This window comes from Sulfitobacter sp. HNIBRBA3233, from assembly GCF_040149665.1.
Taxonomy (GTDB): Bacteria; Pseudomonadota; Alphaproteobacteria; order Rhodobacterales; family Rhodobacteraceae; genus Sulfitobacter; species Sulfitobacter marinivivus.
Window position 1 is genome coordinate 2,182,070 of the sequence record NZ_JBEFLP010000001.1, and the last position, 17,395, is coordinate 2,199,464.

Here is a 17,395-nt window from a genome sequence, read left to right on the forward strand (position 1 = left end):
AGGAGGATGCAATGGACTATCCCGTCAACTTGAACGTCAAACCCGAGGTCACAGGCTTCTTCGACGAAGCGACGAACACGATCACCTATCTTGTTGTCGATCCACAGACCAATCACTGTGCGATCATCGACAGCGTGATGGACATCGACTACGCGGCAGGCCGCATCACCTATGACCACGCCGACGCCCTGATCGCCGAGATCGAGGCGCGCGATCTGACGCTGGACTGGATCATTGAAACCCACGTCCACGCCGACCATCTGAGCGCCGCGCCCTACATCCAACAGCGGCTGGGCGGCAAGATCGGCGTAGGCGAGAAGATCATGGTCGTTCAGGAGACTTTCGGCAAAATCTTCAACGAGGGGACCGAATTCGAACGGGACGGCAGCCAGTTCGACGCGCTGTTCAAGGACGGCGACACCTACAAGGTCGGCAGCATGGAAGGTTTCGCCATGTACACCCCCGGCCACACGCCCGCCTGCATGGTCCACGTGATCGGCGATGCCGCCTTCGCAGGTGACACGCTGTTCATGCCCGACGGAGGATCGGCGCGTGCGGATTTTCCCGGCGGTGACGCGGGCGAGCTCTACGACAGTATCCAGAAGGTATTGTCCCTGCCGGACGACATGCGGCTTTTCATGTGCCACGACTACGGCCCCAACGGGCGCGTGATCCAGTGGGAAACCACGGTGGCCGAGCAGAAGGCAAAGAACATCCACGTCGGCGGCGGCAAGACCCGCGAGGAATTCATACGGTTCCGCACCGAGCGTGACGCACAGCTTGCGATGCCCAAGCTGATCATCCCGTCGCTACAGGTGAACATGCGCGCAGGCCGTCTGCCCACCGACAAGGACGGAAACCCGATGCTGAAAGTGCCGGTCAACGGGATCTGAGCGCCTGAAGGTCTGCCCGATTATTAGGCAATGACCGCAGAGCGCTCAATTTCCGGCAGGTTTCATTGCCTCTTCCGCTGGTTTGGCACAAGCTCGATACATGATCGAGTCTCCCAAATTTTTCGACGAAATGCTGACCGGCAACGGGCCGCGCGGCCCCTATGCCTCCTACCACGAGTGGTTCGCCCGTCAGGACAACAAACGTCTTGCCCAGAAGGCCAGCGAGGCGGAGGCCTTCTTCCGGCGGACCGGCATCACCTTCAATGTCTACGGACAGGAAGCCGCCGAGGAGCGGCTGATCCCCTTCGACCTGGTGCCGCGGATCGTGGCCCATCAGGAATGGGCCAAACTCTCGCGCGGGATCGAGCAGCGCGTCAGCGCGATCAATGCTTTCCTGCACGATATCTATAACCGGCAGGAGATCCTGCGCGCGGGGGTCGTGCCGAAACACCTGATTGCCCGGAACGAGGCCTTCTTGCCGCAGATGCTCGATTTCACCCCGCCGGGTGGTGTCTATACCCACATCGTCGGCACAGATATCGTGCGCACCGGCGAAGACGATTTCTACGTTCTCGAAGACAATGCCCGCACGCCTTCGGGCGTCAGCTACATGCTCGAAAACCGCGAGACGATGCTGCAAATGTTCCCGGAACTGTTCAGCACGATCCGTGTGCAGCAGGTTGGCGATTATCCCAAGAACCTGCGCCGGGCTCTGGCGGCTTCGGCACCGGCCTCGGCGGGCAACAGGCCCTGCGTCGCGGTTCTGACACCGGGCATGTATAACTCGGCCTATTACGAACACAGCTTCCTCGCCGATCAGATGGGCGTGGAACTGGTCGAAGGGCACGACCTGCGCGTCGTCGACGGCCATATCGCCATGCGCACGACGCGCGGCTACCGACAGATCGACGTGCTTTACCGGCGCGTGGATGACGAATACCTTGATCCGCTCACCTTCAATCCGTCGTCGATGCTGGGTGTGCCGGGGATCATGGATGTCTACCGCGCGGGCAATATCACCATCGCGAACGCACCGGGCACCGGGATTGCGGACGACAAGGCGATCTACAGCTACATGCCCGAGATCGTCGAATTCTACACCGGCGAACGTGCGATCCTGAAGAACGTAGAGACCCACCGCTGCTCGGACCCCGAAAGCCTGAAATACACTCTCGATAACCTTGCGGATCTGGTGGTCAAGGAAGTGCACGGTTCAGGGGGCTACGGCATGCTGGTCGGCCCCGCCGCCAGCAAGAAGGAGCTCGCGGATTTCGCGGACAAGCTGAAGGCGAAGCCGGGCAATTATATCTCGCAACCCACGCTCTCGCTGTCGACGGTCCCGATCTTTACCGAAAGCGGGCTTGCGCCCCGTCACGTCGACCTGCGCCCCTTCGCGCTGGTATCGCCACAGGGCGTCAATATCACGCCCGGCGGGCTGACGCGGGTCGCGCTGTCCGAGGGATCGCTGGTCGTGAATTCGTCGCAGGGCGGCGGGACAAAAGACACATGGGTACTGGAGGCCTGAATGCTGGGAAAAACCGCAGGCGGCCTGTACTGGATGTTTCGCTATCTCGAGCGGGCCGAAAGCACCGCGCGCCTGGTCGAGGCCGGATTTCGTATTGCGCTGACACGATCGAACGACGCGGAGGCGGAATGGAAGTCGGTGATCGTCACCTCGTCGAGCCAGTCCGCCTATGAGGCGGTTCACGATGGATATGACAGTGCACGCGTCATCGACTACCTGCTGAGGGATCAGAACAATCCCAACTCTGTCCTGTCAGTGATCAAGGCCGCGCGGGACAACGCGCGACTGGTCCGCACCGCCCTGACGACCGAGGTCTGGTTTGCGGTCAACGACACGTGGATGATGCTGCGCGATCTGCTCAAGGAGCCGGTGCCGGAGACGGAATTGCCCGCGATCCTTGCCAACATCCGGCAGCAATCGGCGCTGGTGCGCGGTGCCCTGCACGGCACGATGCTGCGCAATGACATCTACGAATTCTGCAAGCTTGGGATGATGATCGAACGGCTCGACAGCACCGCGCGGATCATCGACGTGAAATACTATTCGCTTTTGCCCTCGCCCGCCTTCGTGGGCAGCCGCATGGACAATGTTCAATGGGAAACCCTGCTGCGCTCGGTGTCGGCGCACAGATCGTTCCGCTGGGCGGTGGAAGAGGAATTTGCCGCCCCCGCCATCGCGGAATTCCTGATCCTCGACAAACGTATGCCGCGTTCGATCATGTTCTGCGCGGGCGAGATCACCGATGGCTTGCGGCGTATCGCCGAGGGCTACGGCATCCGTTCCGACTCGCAGCAACAGGCCGAGAGCATGTACCAGCGTCTGGCCAGCCGCGACATTGCCTCGATCTTCGACGACGGGCTGCACGATGTAATTAACGAGATCATCTCCAACAACGCAAACCTTGCCCACCGGATCGAGCAGGACTACAGGTTCATTGCATAGATGGAACTCAAGATCTCGCACCAGACACACTATCGCTACAGCGCACCGGTATCCTATGCGCTGCAAAAACTGCGTCTGCGCCCGTTACCGAATGTGCTTCAGACGGTGCCGGACTGGTCCATCGACATAGACGGCGGCCAGATCGAGGCCTCTTACAAGGATCACTACGGCAACCACGTCGATCTGGTCAGCGTCACACCGGGCGCGACCGAAGTCTCCGTGCGCGCCAGCGGGACAGTGGTGACAGAGCCGGGCACAGGCGTGCTGGGCAAAGTCTACGGACGCGCGCCCTTGTGGCACTTTCTGGAACCCACCGGGCCTACGACGCCGGGCGATACGGTCCGCGATCTGGCCCGGACAGTCAGCGACAGCGACGACACACTGGATGGGCTGCACAGCCTCTCGGCAGAAGTGCTGAAGGCCGTTCCCTACACGCTGGGGGTTACCAACAGCCAGACCACCGCCGAAGAAGCGTTGAAGACAGGCGGCGGCGTTTGTCAGGATCACGCCCAGATCTTTGCTGCGGCGGCGCGGGTTGCCGGTGTGCCGGCGCGTTACGTCAGCGGTTATCTGATGATGAACGACCGTATCGACCAGGATGCCTCCCACGCGTGGGTAGAAGCCTATCTGGATACGCTCGGCTGGGTCGGTTTCGATGTCTCGAACGGATATTCACCCGACGAGCGCTATGTGCGGATTGCCACCGGACGCGACGCGCGCGATGCTTCGCCGATCGAGGGTATTCGCGTGGGCGCAGCGGATGAAACACTCGTTGTGTCCTTGCAGGTTCAACAGTAAATAGCGCGGATCACACGTCGTGATTGGAAGCCGGAAATGACATATTGCGTTGGCATGAAGCTGGATCAGGGCCTCGTGTTCATGTCGGATACCCGTACAAATGCGGGTGTCGACAATTTTGCCGTGGCGAAAAAGATGTTCAGCTGGACAGTCCCGGGCGAACGGTCCATCACGATCATGACTGCGGGCAACCTTGCCACGACGCAATCCCTCGTCAGCCTGCTGGAAGAGCGTTCGAAATCCCCCGAAGAGCGCAATCCGAACATATTGCACGAGAAGACGATGTTTCAGGTGGCCCGCCTTGTCGGCGCCACGCTGAAAGAGGTGATCGCAGAAAGCACCCCTGAGGGTCAGGCATCGGCTGACCAGTTCAGCGCGTCCGTTATCGTGGGCGGGCAGATCATGGGCGGCCAGCCTACGGTATTCCTCGTCTATCCGGCGGGCAACTTTATCGAGATTACCGATGACACCCCTTTCTTCCAGATCGGCGAGACCAAATACGGCAAACCGATCCTCGTGCGGGCCTATGAGCCAAGCATGAGTTTTGAAGACGCGATCAAACTGTTGCTTGTCTCTTTCGACTCGACGGTCAAATCGAACCTTTCCGTCGGACTGCCCTTCGATTTGCAGGTCTACGAGGTGGACAGTTTCGACAACAGCCGCTCGAAGCGGATCGAACAGGACGATCCTGTGTACCAGACGATCTCGAACGGCTGGGGTGACGCGCTGCGCGATGCGTTCCGGCAGCTGCCCAACTACACCTTCTAGAACACCACCTGAATTGAAGGGCTGCGACGGCGCTTCCGGGCCGGAGGCGGCGGCGCCATCGGCCTGCCCCCTGCGTGTTCAATCATCCTCGATCTTCTGCCCCTAGGACTGCCTGTAGCGCCGCCCAGAAGGGGCGGTCACAGAGCGAGGGGACACCTTGAACCAATCGCTATACCAGTTCTTCCGGCGGCCGGATGCCTGCAATCTTGATACCTGCGCGCAGGAGCAGATCCATCTGTCAGGCATGATCCAGAACATGGCCGCCATGGTGATCATCGAATTCGACACCCATTTGATCGTTGGCGTATCGGACAATTTGGATACCGTCCTCGGCATTGCACCTGCGGCCTGTATCGGGATGCCGCTGGGCGATCTGCATGACGGGATTGCCCGCGAAATCGCCCCGATGACAGGCGCGCGGATCACGAGGCGCTTCACCGACATCCCCTGTTCGCGCGGCTGGTCGCACCCCAACTGAGCGAGCAGGAACTCCGGGCAGCGCTGTCCGCCCAGTTCAACGCCCTTTCCGCAGTCGAAGAGAATCGCCTCGCATCGGGTCTCTGGCAGGTGTTGTCGCTCGGCCCCCAGATTGCGGCCTTGCAAGACGATCTGCCTGGTCAGGGCGCGCGCCCCGCCGGCTTGGCGCTCAACACCCCCGCGACGCTGCTGGGTGCTCTCTATGCGGCGCATGGGGCCTCTATCGGCGCGCGGCATATCGCGAAGGCTCTGGAGCGGTCACGCCCACATAGCCCGTCACGCTATTTCGCGGGTGACACAACGCAGGCATGGCAACCGCTCTGCACGATATTGGAGCGACTGGCCCCCCGAATGCTTTGCCGAGGCAAGCGATGGCGCAGGGCAAGTTTTCCGGCAGCTTGCAAGCACACGACCGACACGGTCGGAAGCTTGATAGCGTATCTTTCGGATAAAGTGGTGAGCCCTGCAGGATTCGAACCTGCGACCCACTGATTAAAAGTCAGTTGCTCTACCAACTGAGCTAAGGGCCCACTGACGCGCTGTTTAGAAACGTGCTGGGTCAGGGTCAACCCCATAACGGCATGAATCTGAGACCAGCCGCTGGAATAACCGGCGCCGCCTCGTTATATGCGCGGAATGGACCGCGATCACCCTACAGAACTGCCTTTCATGAAGATGCACGGGCTGGGAAACGACTTTGTCGTCGTTGACGCGCGCGCGCGTCCGGTCGCCTTGTCCGACAGCCTGGTGCGGGCGATTGCCGACCGCCATACCGGCATCGGTTTCGACCAGCTTGCCGTGATCGGGACCGGCAGCGGCGACGCGCATCTGACCTTCTATAATGCCGATGGGTCCACGTCCGCGGCCTGCGGAAACGCGACACGCTGTATCGCCCGCTATCTGATGACCGAAACGGGCACGGACGCGCTGCATCTGACAACGGATCGCGGTGATCTGTTCGCGGTGGACGCGGGTGACGGGCTGACATCGGTAAACATGGGCCACCCGCAGCTCAACTGGGACGAAATCCCCCTCGCGCGCGAAATGGAGACGCTGGAACTGCCCATCGCTGGCGGACCAACTGCCACGGGCATGGGCAATCCGCATTGCACCTTCTTCGTGCCCGATGCATTGGCTGTGGATCTGGAGACCTTCGGTCCCTTGCATGAGAATCACGCATTATTCCCGCAGCGCACGAATGTTCAGGTCGCCCACCTGACAGGTCCGAATCATATTCGCATGCGGGTCTGGGAACGCGGTGTCGGTCTGACGCTTGCATCCGGATCGTCCTCCTGCGCGACCGCCGTTGCGGCGGCGCGCCGTGGGCTGACCGGGCGCACCGTTCGTATCGACCTTGATGGCGGGACGATCATGATAGACTGGCGCGACGATGGCGTCTGGATGACCGGGCCAACGATGCATGTCTCGAACGGGACGTTCACCACAGAGTTTCTGGAGAGCGCCCGATGACCGCGCCCGTATTCTCGAACCATGGCTGCCGTCTGAACCAGTATGAACTGGAAGCGATGAAAGAACTCGCCGACGGTGCCGGATTGCGTGACGCCATCGTGGTGAACACATGCGCGGTCACAGCGGAAGCCGTGCGCAAGGCGCGTCAGGACATCCGCAAGCTGCGCAAGGCCCACCCGGACGCCCGGCTGATCGTCACGGGCTGTGCCGCCCAGACCGAACCGCAGACCTTTACCGCCATGGAAGAGGTCGATGCCGTGATCGGCAACACGGAAAAGATGCTGCCCGACACATGGAAGGGCCTCGCTGCGGATTTCATCGGCGAGACCGAGGCGGTACAGGTCGACGACATCATGTCGGTGCGCGAAACGGCGGGCCATCTGATCGACGGTTTCGGCACCCGCAGCCGTGCCTATGTCCAGGTCCAGAACGGCTGTGACCATCGCTGCACTTTCTGCATCATCCCCTACGGTCGCGGCAATTCTCGGTCGGTTCCCGCCGGCGTGGTGGTCGAACAGATCAAGCGGCTGGTCGACAAGGGCTTTAACGAGGTCGTGCTGACCGGCGTCGATCTGACGTCGTGGGGGGCGGACCTGCCCGCCCAGCCGAAACTCGGCGATCTGGTCATGCGGATCCTGCGGCTGGTGCCGGACCTGCCACGCCTGCGCATCAGCTCCATCGATTCGATCGAGGTCGACGAGAACCTGATGACCGCGATCGCCACCGAAGCGCGGCTGATGCCGCATCTGCACCTGTCTTTGCAGCACGGTGATGACCTGATTCTGAAGCGGATGAAGCGACGCCACCTGCGCGACGATGCAATCCGCTTTTGCGAGGACGCCTTGCGGCTGCGGCCCGATATGACCTTCGGCGCCGATATCATCGCGGGTTTTCCCACCGAAACCGATGCACATTTCGAGAACTCGCTGAAACTGGTCGAAGACTGCCAGCTGACATGGCTGCATGTTTTTCCCTACTCGAAACGCGAGGGAACGCCGGCTGCCAAGATCCCCGCACAGGTCGATGGCCGCACCATCAAGGACCGCGCCGCCCAGCTGCGCGCCGCAGGCGAAGCACGGGTCCAGCACCATCTTTCGGATCAGGTAGGGCGCACCCACGATATCCTGATGGAAAATCCGCTGATGGGCCGCACCCCGCAATTTGCGGAAGTCCGGTTCGAGACAGAGCAGCCCGAAGGCGCTATTGTCCGCGCAAGGATAACAGGGCAGGCTGGAATGGAGCTGCGGGCGTAACGCCCGACTGACCCATTGAACGGACCGCACCCATGGCGCAAGCATCGCTTGGCGATATCGGCTTTCTTTCGTCTGCCTCGGCGGCGCTGCGCAACATGATCGAGGAGCGGGCAACACGGCGCCACCTCGCTGCAGGAGAGACCCTTTTTTCGCAGGGAGATCCGGGCGACACGCTCTTCGCCATCGCCAGCGGGCTTGTAGAGGTCAGCGTGCTGTCGAAAAGCGGTCAGAAGCTCGGGCTCGATATGATGGGCGCGGGAGAATTGATCGGGGAAATCGCCCTGTTCTCGCCCGGACCACGCACGGCGACGATCACAGCCATTGAACCGACCGAAGTCTGGGGGCTGCGAAATGCGGACGTGCTGGACGCGCTGCAGGAAAAGCCGGAACTCTGCGTCGACCTGATCGAGCTTGCGGGCAAGCGGATGCGCTGGATGTCGACGCAATATCACGAACAGGTCTTCATGGATGCCCCGACCCGTCTGGCGCGCCGGATCGTTCACTACTGCGGCATTGGTGGCTCCGAATTGCGAATGTCCCACGCCGATCTGGCCTCTTTCGTGGGAACGACCCGCGAGACGGTTTCAAAAACGCTCGCGGGCTGGAAACGTGAGGGCGTGATTTCCATGGGCCGCAGTACGATCACCGTGGTCGATATGGATGCGCTTCGGGATATTGCCGGCAATTGAAAGAAATTTCATTGCTCTGTGAAACAGTTCACAGACCAGAACATATCCGCAGCGCATGCTCGGTCCATAGATAATGTGACCAAGAGAAACCCGCGCCAGTATATTCCTGGCGTCTCGCGGTCAAACAGATCCAAGTAATGCCGGGCACGCGGTGACGGGGGCTAAGCTTCTTGATCCGGGGTTCACTCTTCGGAAGGGGCCTTCCGGCATATTACAAAAATAAATTTAGCCTATCGGGTGCCGGCCTCGCTTCCTTCATTTCGGCACTCGAGAAAGCCCTTCGATCCCCTCGGATCAGAAGGGCTTTCGCATGTCTAGAACGCGAAACGCCCGCCGGGCGAACCAGCGGGCGTTCCTTCATTCACACACGCAGTGGTCAGTCCTTGCGCTTGACCGATGCCCAGAGGCGTTTGTTGGTCAGATACAGCAGCACCGACAGCAGCGTCAGGAAGACGACACCGGCAAAACCGGCCTGCTTGCGGGCACCAAGCTTGGGCTCGGCTGTCCACATGAGAAACGCGGCAACGTCCTCGGCCATCGCTTCGACCGTGTTGGCGTGGCCATCCTCGAATTCGACCGCTTCATCGTAGAGCGGGGGCGCCATGGCGATCCACCCACCGGGGAAGTAATCGTTCTCATAGAGGATTACACCCGCCTGCTCTTTCTCTTCACCGGTATAGCCGTGAAGCAGGGCAGCGATGTATTCAGGACCACCGATACCCTTGAAGAACTGGTTGATCCCCAGACCGTAAGGGCCGTGGAAACCCGCACGCGCCTTCGCCATCAACGACAGGTCAGGAGCGTTTGAAAGCGACGACATCGGGAAGTGATCCGTTGGCTTCGCTTCGCGGAAATCGTCCAGCTCTTCGTCATAGACTTCGTACTGGGCGGCATAGGCGCGCATCTGGTCGTCCGGCAGGCTCGGGCCACCGTCATCGCTCAGCGTGCGGAAAGGCACGTAACGCAGACCGTGGCAGGCCGAGCAGACTTCGGTGTAGATCTGGAGCCCGCGCTGAAGCTGGTTCACATCGTAGGCGCCAAAAGGACCATCGAACGGGAAATCGATATTCTCGATCTCGTGTCCGCTGCTTTCGGCGGCCATTGCCGCTGGCGCGGTAAGCGCCAGCGCGGCGGAGAGCAGTGTTGCTTTGATCATATTCATCTCGCGTTACTCCGCAGGGTTCACAAGTGTCTTGGTTCCGCCGGTTTTCGGCGCATAGTGCGCGTCAAAGTCGGCTGCGATTGTCTCTGGTTGCTCGATCGGTTTCTCGATCACACCAAGCAGCGGCAGAATCACGAGGAAGTAGGCGAACCAGTAGGTCGATGCGATCAGAGAGAGCGTCGCATATGGCTCTTCCGCGGGCATCGCGCCGAGCCACATGAGGGCGAAGAAATCGACCACCAGCAGGGCGAACCACCATTTGAACATCGGACGATAGCGGCCCGAACGGACCCGCGATGTATCGAGCCATGGCACAGCCGCCATTGCAGCGATCGCACCGAACATGGCCAGCACGCCGAAGAATTTGGCGTCGATGATGCCACCGGTCACGAAAGAGGCAATCTGCACCACCCAGACCTCTGCGGTGAACGCACGCAGGATCGCGTAGAACGGTAGGAAGTACCATTCGGGGACGATGTGCGCGGGTGTCGCGAGGGGGTTCGCCTCGATGTAGTTGTCGGGGTGACCGAGGTAGTTCGGCATGAAGCCTACGACCGCGAAGAACACGACCATGATGACCGCCAGCGCGAACAGGTCCTTGATCACGAAGTAGGGCCAGAACGGCAGCGTGTCTTTCTGCGCTTCTTCTTTCGACGTGCGGCGCACTTCGACACCCGTTGGGTTGTTGTTGCCCGTGGTGTGGAAGGCCCAGATGTGCAGGACAACAAGACCCGCGATCACGAAGGGGAAAAGATAGTGCAGCGAGAAGAAGCGGTTCAGCGTTGCGTTGTCCACGGCGGGACCGCCCAGCAGCAGTGTCTGGATCGGCTCACCGATGAACGGGATGGCACCGAAGAGACCGGTGATAACCGTAGCGCCCCAGAACGACATCTGGCCCCAGGGCAAGACGTAGCCCATGAAGGCCGTGCCCATCATCAGCAGGTAGATCAGGATACCGATGATCCACGTGATCTCACGGGGTGCCTTGTAAGACCCGTAGTAAAGGCCGCGGAAAATATGCGCATAGACCGCGATGAAGAACAGCGAGGCGCCGTTCGCATGCATGTACCGCAGCATGTAGCCGCCGTTCACGTTGCGCATGATATGCTCGACCGAGGCGAAGGCCTCGTCCACGTGCGGGGTATAGTGCATCGCCAGCACGATGCCGGTGATGATCTGCAGCACGAGACAGAAGGTCAGAACGATGCCCCAGATCCACATCCAGTTCAGGTTCTTGGGTGTGGGGATGAAGAGTGTATCGTAGGCCAGTCCGAGGATCGGCAGGCGCTTTTGCACCCACTTCTCGCCGTCGGACTTCGGCTCGTAATGGTCGTGAGGAATTCCAGACATAGGTACTATCCTTTAACCGAGTAGAATTGTTGTTTCATCGACGAATTCGGCCCGTGGGACCGGAAGGTTCGTCGGCGCGGGTCCGCGGCGGATGCGGCCTGCTGTATCATAGTGCGACCCGTGGCAGGGGCAGAACCAGCCACCGAAATCACCGGCATCGCCCAGCGGCACACAGCCGAGGTGCGTGCAAACGCCCATCATCACCAGCCACTCGCCCGCTTCGTCCAGCGTGCGGTTTTCGTCCAGCGCGGGTGTGCCGTCGGCGAGGTTCGCGTTCTCTGCATTCGGATCGGGAAGCTCGGACAGGTCGACGGCGCGGCCGTCGGCGATCTCTTCCTCAGTGCGGCGGCGGATGAAAACAGGTTTGCCCAGCCATTTGACGGTCAGCTGCGTGCCGGGTTCGACGGCGCTGACATCAACGCGGATCGACGCGAGCGCCTGAACATCCGCAGAGGGGTTCATCTGGTTGACCAGCGGCCAGACCGCGGCACCCACGGCTACGGCGCCGGTGCCAGCGGTTGCATAATAGAGGAAATCTCTGCGATTGCCTGCGGTATCATCTGCTTGTGACACGTTGGAGTCTCCGTTTCGGGGCCGCACCGCGGCCAACAGGTATTAAGACGCACCTGCCCCGGCGCATCGGATATTAGGGCGGTATCTAGCTTGCCACCGCGCCAGCGTCCAGATGGTTTAGGCGCGCAAACCGTCGCAGCCCAAGGAATAGTAGCCCGAATTGAAGGCCAAAAGCAGGCATTGCGCTGCGGTTCAGGCCTCCGGCGGGCGCGTCGATTTCATCCATTCACGCGATTCGAAGGCTTCGAACCATTTCGCCAGTTCGTCGTTGCCACTGCGCCAGTCCCGCGCGCCATGGCGGAAATCGATGTAGGCCAGCGCACAGCCTACAGCGATCTGCCCCATGTCCAGCGGCCCTTGCAGGTGGCTCATCCAGCGTGTGTTCAGCGCGGTCGCTGCCCGTGCGATCTTGTCCCACTGGCCCTCGATCCACTCGGGCATCCGCTTGTCTTCGGGACGGATGCGTCCTTCGTATACCATCAGCAGCGCGGCATCGAGCATACCATCCGCCGTCGCCTCGAGCGTCAGCGTATCCCAGCGGCGCGCGCCCTGCGGATAAAGCGATCCGCCCGCGCGGTCATTGAGGTAGGCGGTAATAACACGGCTGTCATATAGCGTCGGGCCATCCGTCCGCTCGAGTGCCGGAACCTTCGACAGCGGATTCTTGGTCAAAAGGGCAGCATCCGCCGCGACAGGTGTCGTTACAGTATTGATGATCTCGACATCGTTCCGCTGGCCCGTCTCTTCCAGAACGATCATGACCTTGCGCACGTAGGGCGATGTTGGTGCGTAATAGAGTTTCATGGCGGTATCCCTCATGTTGCGCGGTCACTGTTTCCCCAAATGCGATCCGGCGCAAGCCGTTCAGCGGTGATCGAGGTCGCGCATCATCCGCGCCAGAACACCGGCTTCGCTTCCGAAGCCGTGTTCGGCCATCCGGTCCGCCGCCGCGCGGCGCACCGCGTCGGGCTTGTTCTGGCCAAGTTTCCACGTGCCGTCGATGTCTTCGATGTGAAACCGGTAGGGAACGATCGCGCGCATCATCCGGTCCAGGGCGTCCGGCGTCATCTTGTCCGTGGTCCAGGGCGTCTTGGGCAAAAGGCGCGTCTCGTAGCCGGCGGATTGCTTGTCCAGCATGTCGCGCATCCGGTCGGCGGGCAGCCGTTCAAGCGTACCGGTGAGCTGGACAGCGATGTAGTTCCACGTCGGCACCTGATCTTCGGCCTCGTACCAGTCGGGCGATACATAGCTGTCCGGTCCCGACACGGCGATCCGCGCGGGGACCCGCGATTCGTCCAGCCGTGCGATCGGGTTCGAGCGCACCAGATGCAGATCGGCAGAGGCCCCGCCCGCGTCGATCAGGAATGGCACATGGCTCAGCAACGGGACCCCATCGGACGACACCGCAAGCGTGCCAAAGCCACGTTCCGCCGCGAAAGCAAGATTCCGGGCCTTTTCGGCGTCGTGGTAGACCGGATTGGGGTGCATCACCGTCTCCTCCGCAGGGTTACGTTGCACGAGCTATTGCAGAGCGGTGCGTCTCTTGGCAATAAGAAGCCATTCTCAGGGCGGGGTGAAATTCCCCACCGGCGGTATGGAGCCTTCGCGCTCCGAGCCCGCGAGCGCCGGCGGCCATTCCTCGGAAGGCACCGGGACAAGCAGATCCGGTGAGATGCCGGAGCCGACGGTTACAGTCCGGATGGAAGAGAATGCAGGCGACAGACCGCTTTCGGAAACGAAAGGCGGCTTGCGGCCTGTGATCGCCTTGGGTGGAACGTCGAACCTAAAGGAGATCAGACATGAAAGACGACACTTCCGCCCCCCGCCGCTTCGCCTTTGTGAAGGCCCAGTGGCATGCCGACATCGTGGATCGCGCGCTGGACGGCTTTATCGAAACGGCACCGGATGCGCGGACCGATGTATTCGACGTCCCCGGTGCGTTCGAGCTGCCGCTGAAAGCGCAGCAACTGGCCCGGACGGGCACATACGATGCCGTCATCTGTGCCGCCTTCGTGGTGGACGGCGGCATCTACCGCCACGATTTCGTCGCCAGCGCCGTGGTGGACGGTCTGATGCGGGTGGGGCTGGATACAGGGGTGCCTGTGCTTTCGGTGTCGCTGACCCCGCACCACTATCAGGAAACGGATCACCACAACGCGATCTACCGCGCGCATTTCGTCGAAAAGGGCCGCGAGGCTGCCCGCGCTGCCCTGTCGATTACCGAGGCGCCCGCAGTTCAGGTCGCTGCCGAATAGCGAGCGGCCCTGCCGGCACTTCAGCCCAGATAGGCACGCAATTCCGGCGGCGGATCATCCATCAGCGCCGCCGCCGGACGCGGCGCATGGGCGCGACCGCCCTCCACGAAGATGACGTCATCCGCGATCCGCCGCACGTCCTGCGGCGCGTGGGTGACCATCACCAGCGCGGCGTTGGTCTCTCCGACGAGTTCCTGCACAAGATCCAGCATTTCGTTGCGCAGCGCGGGACCGAGCGCCGCGAATGGCTCATCCAGCAGCAGCAGCGGCTCGGCCTGCACCAGCACCCGCGCCAGCGCGACGCGGCTTTGTTGCCCGCCGGACAGCGTCCCCGGCTTTGACTGCGCCTTGCCCTGCAATCCGACCCGCGCGAGCGCCGCGCCGACACGTTCCCGCTCGGGCGCGGTCAGACGCAAGTCAGGCCGCAGACCCAGCCCCACGTTTTGCATCACGCTCAGATGGCCGAAAAGATTGTTGTCCTGAAAAAGCATCGTCATCGGGCGTGCGCCGGGCGCCGAATGGGTCAGGTCGCGGTCGTCCCACATCAGCCGCCCGGCCCGAAGCGCCACAAACCCCGCCATCGCGTTAAGCAATGTGGATTTGCCCGCGCCCGAAGGCCCGATCACCGCGTATTTCCGGCCAGGCAGGATCGACAGATCGGCCCGCAGCTCGAAATCGCCCTGCGCGATCACTGCATTTTCAAGCTTCAGCACGCAGGCGCCCTCCCCTGTCACAAATCCAGAAAACGGCAAGGCTCAGCACCAGAAGCAAAAGCGCCGCACCGGCTGCGGCCTCCATCTGGTAGGCCCCCATCAGGCGGTACATCTGCAACGGCAGCGTGACCCGGTCGGGATTGGCAAAAAGCGTGATCACCCCCAAATCGCCCATGGACAGCGCCCCCGTCAGACCGGCGGCGAACCCGATCTGGCTGCGCAGGCGGGGCAACAGCACGATGCGCCAGAAGCCAAACCCACGAAGATCCAGCGTCGCCGCCAGCCGCCCGTAGACCTGTATCGTATCACGCATCGGCGGCACCATCGTGCGCAGCGCGAAAGGCAGCGCCATCATCGCGTTGACGATCACCGTGACAGCCAGCGCAAAATCGAAAGGATCGGCAACCGGATTTATCAGCAGGAACCATCCGGTCCCGATCATCAGCGGAGAGGCCGACAAACCCAGAAGCCCGATGGCCTCCATCCCGCCGCCCCGGCGGCTGGCGATCCAGCCCGACATCGGCAGCGCCAGCGCCAGCATGACGCAAATGCTCAGCCCCGCCACCGCAATCGAGATACCGGCCGCCTCCCAGACCGAAACGGGCATGAGGGCCAGCCCCCCGAGGCCGCGCAGCACGACGGCGCACAGCGGAAGCAGCAGAAACGCGGCAGCGGAGGTGATCCATGCACCATCAAGAAGCCGCTGCGCCGCGCGGTTCGCATCCCAGCGCTGGCGGACGCGGTCCAGCCCGCCGCCTACGCTGATCTGCGGAACGAACCGCAACGCCGCCAGCGCCAGCCCCCCCGCGAGGACCAGCTGCACCACAGACAGCATCGCCGCGCGCCCCAGATCGAAATCGAAACGGAAGGCCTGATAGATCGCCAGTTCGACCGTCGTGGCGCGCGGCCCGCCGCCCAGCGTCAGTGCCACGGCAAAACTGGTCAGGCAGATCACGAAGATCAGAACGAAAATGCCGGGCACCATCTGCAAGAGCATCGGACGTTCGATTGCCTGAAACACGGCCCATGGCGTCAGGCGCAATTGCGCGGCGAGCCTGAAACGCTCCGCCGGAATGGTCTGCCAGCCCTGCAACAGCAACCGCGTCGCCAGCGGCAGGTTGAAAAAGACATGGGCGAGTACGACCCCGTGAAATCCGTAGACCGACACGCCCGGAAGGCCCAGCGCCGCCAGCAGGTCATTCATCCAGCCGTTCCGCCCGAACACTGTCAGCAGACCGAAGACCGCCACGATCACCGGCAGAATGAATGGCGCGCCCAGCAGCGTCACCAGCGCACCGCGCCCGACAAAGCGGCGCCGCGCCAAGGCCCGCGCGACCGGCAGCGCAAGAAGAACGGACAGCCCCGCAGACCAGAGCGCCTGATGCACCGTAAACCTGATTGCGGCCCAATCGCTCGGGGCCAGCCCCGATCCCGCCTCGGCCCGCAACAGAACCGCGACAAGTGCGGCGAGGATCAGCGCGAGGGTAAGCCCCGCCGCGCCGATCCCTGCCCTAGATCCTATTGGGACAATGCGTTGAGCCATTCGGCCAAAGCTTCCTCGCGGATCGCGGGCACCTCTTCGGCAGGTGTCAGCAGCGCCTTTTCAGGCGTTGTCAGGGTGTCGAACCCGTCGGGCAACCCGCCATCGGGTGTCACCGCCGGGTACATCCAGTTCGTCGTGGGCAGTGCCGATTGCGCCGCGTCGGAGACCATGAATTCCATGAATTGCGCGGCCAGATCCGGTGTATCGCTGCCGGCAAGCCGGCCCAGCACCTCGATCTGCATGTAGTGACCTTCGGTGAAGGATGCAGTGGTCTTGCTGTCGTCGTCCTCGGCGATCAGGTGGTAGGCGGGCGAAGTCGTATAGCTCAGCACCATGTCCGATTCCCCCTCGAGGAACAGACCGTAGGCTTCGGACCAGCCTTTGGTGACCGTCACGACGTTATCGGCCAGCCCTTCCCAGATCGCCGATGCCTCGTCGCCGTAGGCCGACTTGACCCACATCAGAAGGCCCAGACCGGGAGTCGACGAACGCGGATCCTGGATGATGATCGACGCGTCACTTTCCGCCAGCGCGCGGAAATCCGTGGGCGCTTCGAAATCCTTGTTGTGAACGAATGCGAAATAACCCCAATCGTAGGGCACGAAAACCGGGTCGTTCCACGCGACCGGCAGATCGTAGGCGGCCTCCACAGGCGTCTCGGCAAAAAGACCGGTTTCCTTCGCGGCAGCGATCAGCGACGTATCGAGCCCCATCACCACATCTGCGTCAGACCGCGCGCCCTCAAGCCGCAGCCGCGCGAGAAGTGCTGCGCCATCGCCCATGCCCACAAGGTTCAGATCGCAGGCGCAGACTTCCTCGAACGCCTTTTCGATCACCGGGCCCGGGCCCCAGTCGGACGTGAAGCTGTCGTATGTATAGACGGTAAGCACGGGTGTTTGTGCCAGTGCGGCACTGGCGCCGAATGTTGCTGCTGCAAACGTAAGATACTTCATGGCATCCTCCAAATTGCGGCGTCAGAAACGT

The 17,395-nt window shown here is 61.9% G+C and carries 18 protein-coding genes, 1 tRNA gene and 1 riboswitch; of the genes, 10 read left to right on the forward strand and 9 right to left on the reverse strand.

Features of this window, described 5'->3' with window-relative positions:
- Positions 1–11 precede the first annotated feature (11 nt).
- From ABMC89_RS10745 to ABMC89_RS10770, 6 genes are all read left to right on the forward strand, one after another.
- Positions 12–893, forward strand: coding sequence for an MBL fold metallo-hydrolase (locus ABMC89_RS10745; RefSeq protein ID WP_349567926.1), 882 nt, complete (start codon positions 12–14; stop codon positions 891–893).
- Between the two features lie 100 nt (positions 894–993).
- Positions 994–2,418 carry a circularly permuted type 2 ATP-grasp protein gene (locus tag ABMC89_RS10750; RefSeq protein WP_349567927.1) on the forward strand — a complete coding sequence of 475 codons (1,425 nt, stop codon included), beginning with the start codon at positions 994–996 and terminating at the stop codon, positions 2,416–2,418.
- Complete coding sequence (locus ABMC89_RS10755; protein ID WP_349567928.1) at positions 2,419–3,360, forward strand: alpha-E domain-containing protein; 942 nt, start codon at positions 2,419–2,421, stop codon at positions 3,358–3,360.
- Positions 3,361–4,158 carry a transglutaminase family protein gene (locus ABMC89_RS10760; RefSeq protein ID WP_349567929.1) on the forward strand — a complete coding sequence of 266 codons (798 nt, stop codon included), beginning with the start codon at positions 3,361–3,363 and terminating at the stop codon, positions 4,156–4,158.
- A 36-nt stretch (positions 4,159–4,194) separates the two neighbouring features.
- A complete protein-coding gene (locus ABMC89_RS10765; protein WP_349567930.1) occupies positions 4,195–4,926 on the forward strand; it encodes a proteasome-type protease in 732 nt (243 codons plus the stop codon).
- A gap of 157 nt (positions 4,927–5,083) precedes the next feature.
- Complete coding sequence (locus ABMC89_RS10770; RefSeq protein WP_349567931.1) at positions 5,084–5,404, forward strand: hypothetical protein; 321 nt, start codon at positions 5,084–5,086, stop codon at positions 5,402–5,404.
- A 453-nt stretch (positions 5,405–5,857) separates the two neighbouring features.
- Here the strand turns inward: ABMC89_RS10770 and ABMC89_RS10775 are convergent.
- A tRNA-Lys gene (locus ABMC89_RS10775) sits at positions 5,858–5,933 on the reverse strand.
- A 106-nt stretch (positions 5,934–6,039) separates the two neighbouring features.
- Between ABMC89_RS10775 and dapF the strand changes: the two genes are divergently transcribed.
- From dapF to ABMC89_RS10790, 3 genes are read left to right on the forward strand one after another with little or no spacing between them, the layout of a single operon-like run.
- On the forward strand, positions 6,040–6,873 hold the full coding sequence (gene dapF, locus ABMC89_RS10780) for a diaminopimelate epimerase (RefSeq protein WP_349567932.1): 834 nt from the start codon (positions 6,040–6,042) through the stop codon (positions 6,871–6,873).
- Positions 6,870–8,126, forward strand: a complete 1,257-nt coding sequence (gene mtaB / locus ABMC89_RS10785; protein ID WP_349567933.1) for a tRNA (N(6)-L-threonylcarbamoyladenosine(37)-C(2))-methylthiotransferase MtaB — start codon at positions 6,870–6,872, stop codon at positions 8,124–8,126. Before dapF ends, mtaB begins: the two co-directional genes overlap by 4 nt.
- Before the next feature lie 32 nt (positions 8,127–8,158).
- Positions 8,159–8,815, forward strand: coding sequence for a Crp/Fnr family transcriptional regulator (locus tag ABMC89_RS10790; protein WP_349567934.1), 657 nt, complete (start codon positions 8,159–8,161; stop codon positions 8,813–8,815).
- Positions 8,816–9,191: 376 nt separating this feature from the next.
- Here ABMC89_RS10790 and ABMC89_RS10795 read toward each other — a convergent pair whose 3' ends face one another.
- The 5 genes from ABMC89_RS10795 to ABMC89_RS10815 form a co-directional block, all read right to left on the reverse strand.
- Positions 9,192–9,971 carry a cytochrome c1 gene (locus tag ABMC89_RS10795; protein ID WP_349568598.1) on the reverse strand — a complete coding sequence of 260 codons (780 nt, stop codon included), beginning with the start codon at positions 9,969–9,971 and terminating at the stop codon, positions 9,192–9,194.
- A gap of 12 nt (positions 9,972–9,983) precedes the next feature.
- Positions 9,984–11,327 (reverse strand): cytochrome b, encoded by a 1,344-nt coding sequence (gene petB / locus ABMC89_RS10800; protein ID WP_349567935.1) that lies wholly within the window; start codon positions 11,325–11,327, stop codon positions 9,984–9,986.
- A 12-nt stretch (positions 11,328–11,339) separates the two neighbouring features.
- The gene (petA, locus tag ABMC89_RS10805) at positions 11,340–11,900 is read right to left on the reverse strand and encodes a ubiquinol-cytochrome c reductase iron-sulfur subunit (RefSeq protein WP_349567936.1); all 561 of its coding nucleotides are present in this window, start codon (positions 11,898–11,900) and stop codon (positions 11,340–11,342) included.
- Positions 11,901–12,092: 192 nt separating this feature from the next.
- A complete protein-coding gene (locus tag ABMC89_RS10810) occupies positions 12,093–12,704 on the reverse strand; it encodes a glutathione S-transferase (RefSeq protein ID WP_349567937.1) in 612 nt (203 codons plus the stop codon).
- Between the two features lie 60 nt (positions 12,705–12,764).
- Entirely contained in the window at positions 12,765–13,388 is a 624-nt protein-coding gene (locus ABMC89_RS10815) for an FMN-binding negative transcriptional regulator (RefSeq protein ID WP_349567938.1), read from the reverse strand.
- 67 nt (positions 13,389–13,455) lie between these two features.
- A riboswitch (FMN riboswitch) is annotated at positions 13,456–13,615 on the forward strand.
- Positions 13,616–13,699: 84 nt separating this feature from the next.
- On the opposite strand from ABMC89_RS10815, the gene ABMC89_RS10820 reads away from it, so the two are divergent.
- Positions 13,700–14,155, forward strand: a complete 456-nt coding sequence (locus tag ABMC89_RS10820) for a 6,7-dimethyl-8-ribityllumazine synthase (RefSeq protein WP_349567939.1) — start codon at positions 13,700–13,702, stop codon at positions 14,153–14,155.
- A 20-nt stretch (positions 14,156–14,175) separates the two neighbouring features.
- Here ABMC89_RS10820 and ABMC89_RS10825 read toward each other — a convergent pair whose 3' ends face one another.
- Genes ABMC89_RS10825 through thiB form a run of 3 tightly spaced genes read right to left on the reverse strand, consistent with a single transcriptional unit; the run spans position 14,176 to position 17,364 of the window.
- Positions 14,176–14,868 carry a thiamine ABC transporter ATP-binding protein gene (locus ABMC89_RS10825; protein ID WP_349567940.1) on the reverse strand — a complete coding sequence of 231 codons (693 nt, stop codon included), beginning with the start codon at positions 14,866–14,868 and terminating at the stop codon, positions 14,176–14,178.
- Positions 14,855–16,411 (reverse strand): thiamine/thiamine pyrophosphate ABC transporter permease ThiP, encoded by a 1,557-nt coding sequence (locus ABMC89_RS10830; protein WP_349567941.1) that lies wholly within the window; start codon positions 16,409–16,411, stop codon positions 14,855–14,857. The genes ABMC89_RS10825 and ABMC89_RS10830 overlap by 14 nt, the downstream gene beginning before the upstream one ends.
- On the reverse strand, positions 16,387–17,364 hold the full coding sequence (thiB, locus tag ABMC89_RS10835) for a thiamine ABC transporter substrate binding subunit (RefSeq protein WP_349567942.1): 978 nt from the start codon (positions 17,362–17,364) through the stop codon (positions 16,387–16,389). Before thiB ends, ABMC89_RS10830 begins: the two co-directional genes overlap by 25 nt.
- Positions 17,365–17,395 lie beyond the last annotated feature (31 nt).

What these genes read in the sequence shown, in the direction of transcription:
- ABMC89_RS10790 (WP_349567934.1), top strand. Translation starts at nt 8,159, where the DNA reads ATGGCGCAAGCATCGCTTGGCGATATCGGCTTTCTTTCGTCTGCCTCG.
- ABMC89_RS10815 (WP_349567938.1), bottom strand. Translation starts at nt 13,388, where the DNA reads ATGCACCCCAATCCGGTCTACCACGACGCCGAAAAGGCCCGGAATCTT.
- petB (WP_349567935.1), bottom strand. Translation starts at nt 11,327, where the DNA reads ATGTCTGGAATTCCTCACGACCATTACGAGCCGAAGTCCGACGGCGAG.
- mtaB (WP_349567933.1), top strand. Translation starts at nt 6,870, where the DNA reads ATGACCGCGCCCGTATTCTCGAACCATGGCTGCCGTCTGAACCAGTAT.
- thiB (WP_349567942.1), bottom strand. Translation starts at nt 17,364, where the DNA reads ATGAAGTATCTTACGTTTGCAGCAGCAACATTCGGCGCCAGTGCCGCA.
- ABMC89_RS10745 (WP_349567926.1), top strand. Translation starts at nt 12, where the DNA reads ATGGACTATCCCGTCAACTTGAACGTCAAACCCGAGGTCACAGGCTTC.
- ABMC89_RS10760 (WP_349567929.1), top strand. Translation starts at nt 3,361, where the DNA reads ATGGAACTCAAGATCTCGCACCAGACACACTATCGCTACAGCGCACCG.
- ABMC89_RS10795 (WP_349568598.1), bottom strand. Translation starts at nt 9,971, where the DNA reads ATGATCAAAGCAACACTGCTCTCCGCCGCGCTGGCGCTTACCGCGCCA.
- ABMC89_RS10765 (WP_349567930.1), top strand. Translation starts at nt 4,195, where the DNA reads ATGACATATTGCGTTGGCATGAAGCTGGATCAGGGCCTCGTGTTCATG.
- ABMC89_RS10830 (WP_349567941.1), bottom strand. Translation starts at nt 16,411, where the DNA reads ATGGCTCAACGCATTGTCCCAATAGGATCTAGGGCAGGGATCGGCGCG.
- dapF (WP_349567932.1), top strand. Translation starts at nt 6,040, where the DNA reads ATGGACCGCGATCACCCTACAGAACTGCCTTTCATGAAGATGCACGGG.
- ABMC89_RS10820 (WP_349567939.1), top strand. Translation starts at nt 13,700, where the DNA reads ATGAAAGACGACACTTCCGCCCCCCGCCGCTTCGCCTTTGTGAAGGCC.
- ABMC89_RS10750 (WP_349567927.1), top strand. Translation starts at nt 994, where the DNA reads ATGATCGAGTCTCCCAAATTTTTCGACGAAATGCTGACCGGCAACGGG.
- ABMC89_RS10810 (WP_349567937.1), bottom strand. Translation starts at nt 12,704, where the DNA reads ATGAAACTCTATTACGCACCAACATCGCCCTACGTGCGCAAGGTCATG.
- ABMC89_RS10755 (WP_349567928.1), top strand. Translation starts at nt 2,419, where the DNA reads ATGCTGGGAAAAACCGCAGGCGGCCTGTACTGGATGTTTCGCTATCTC.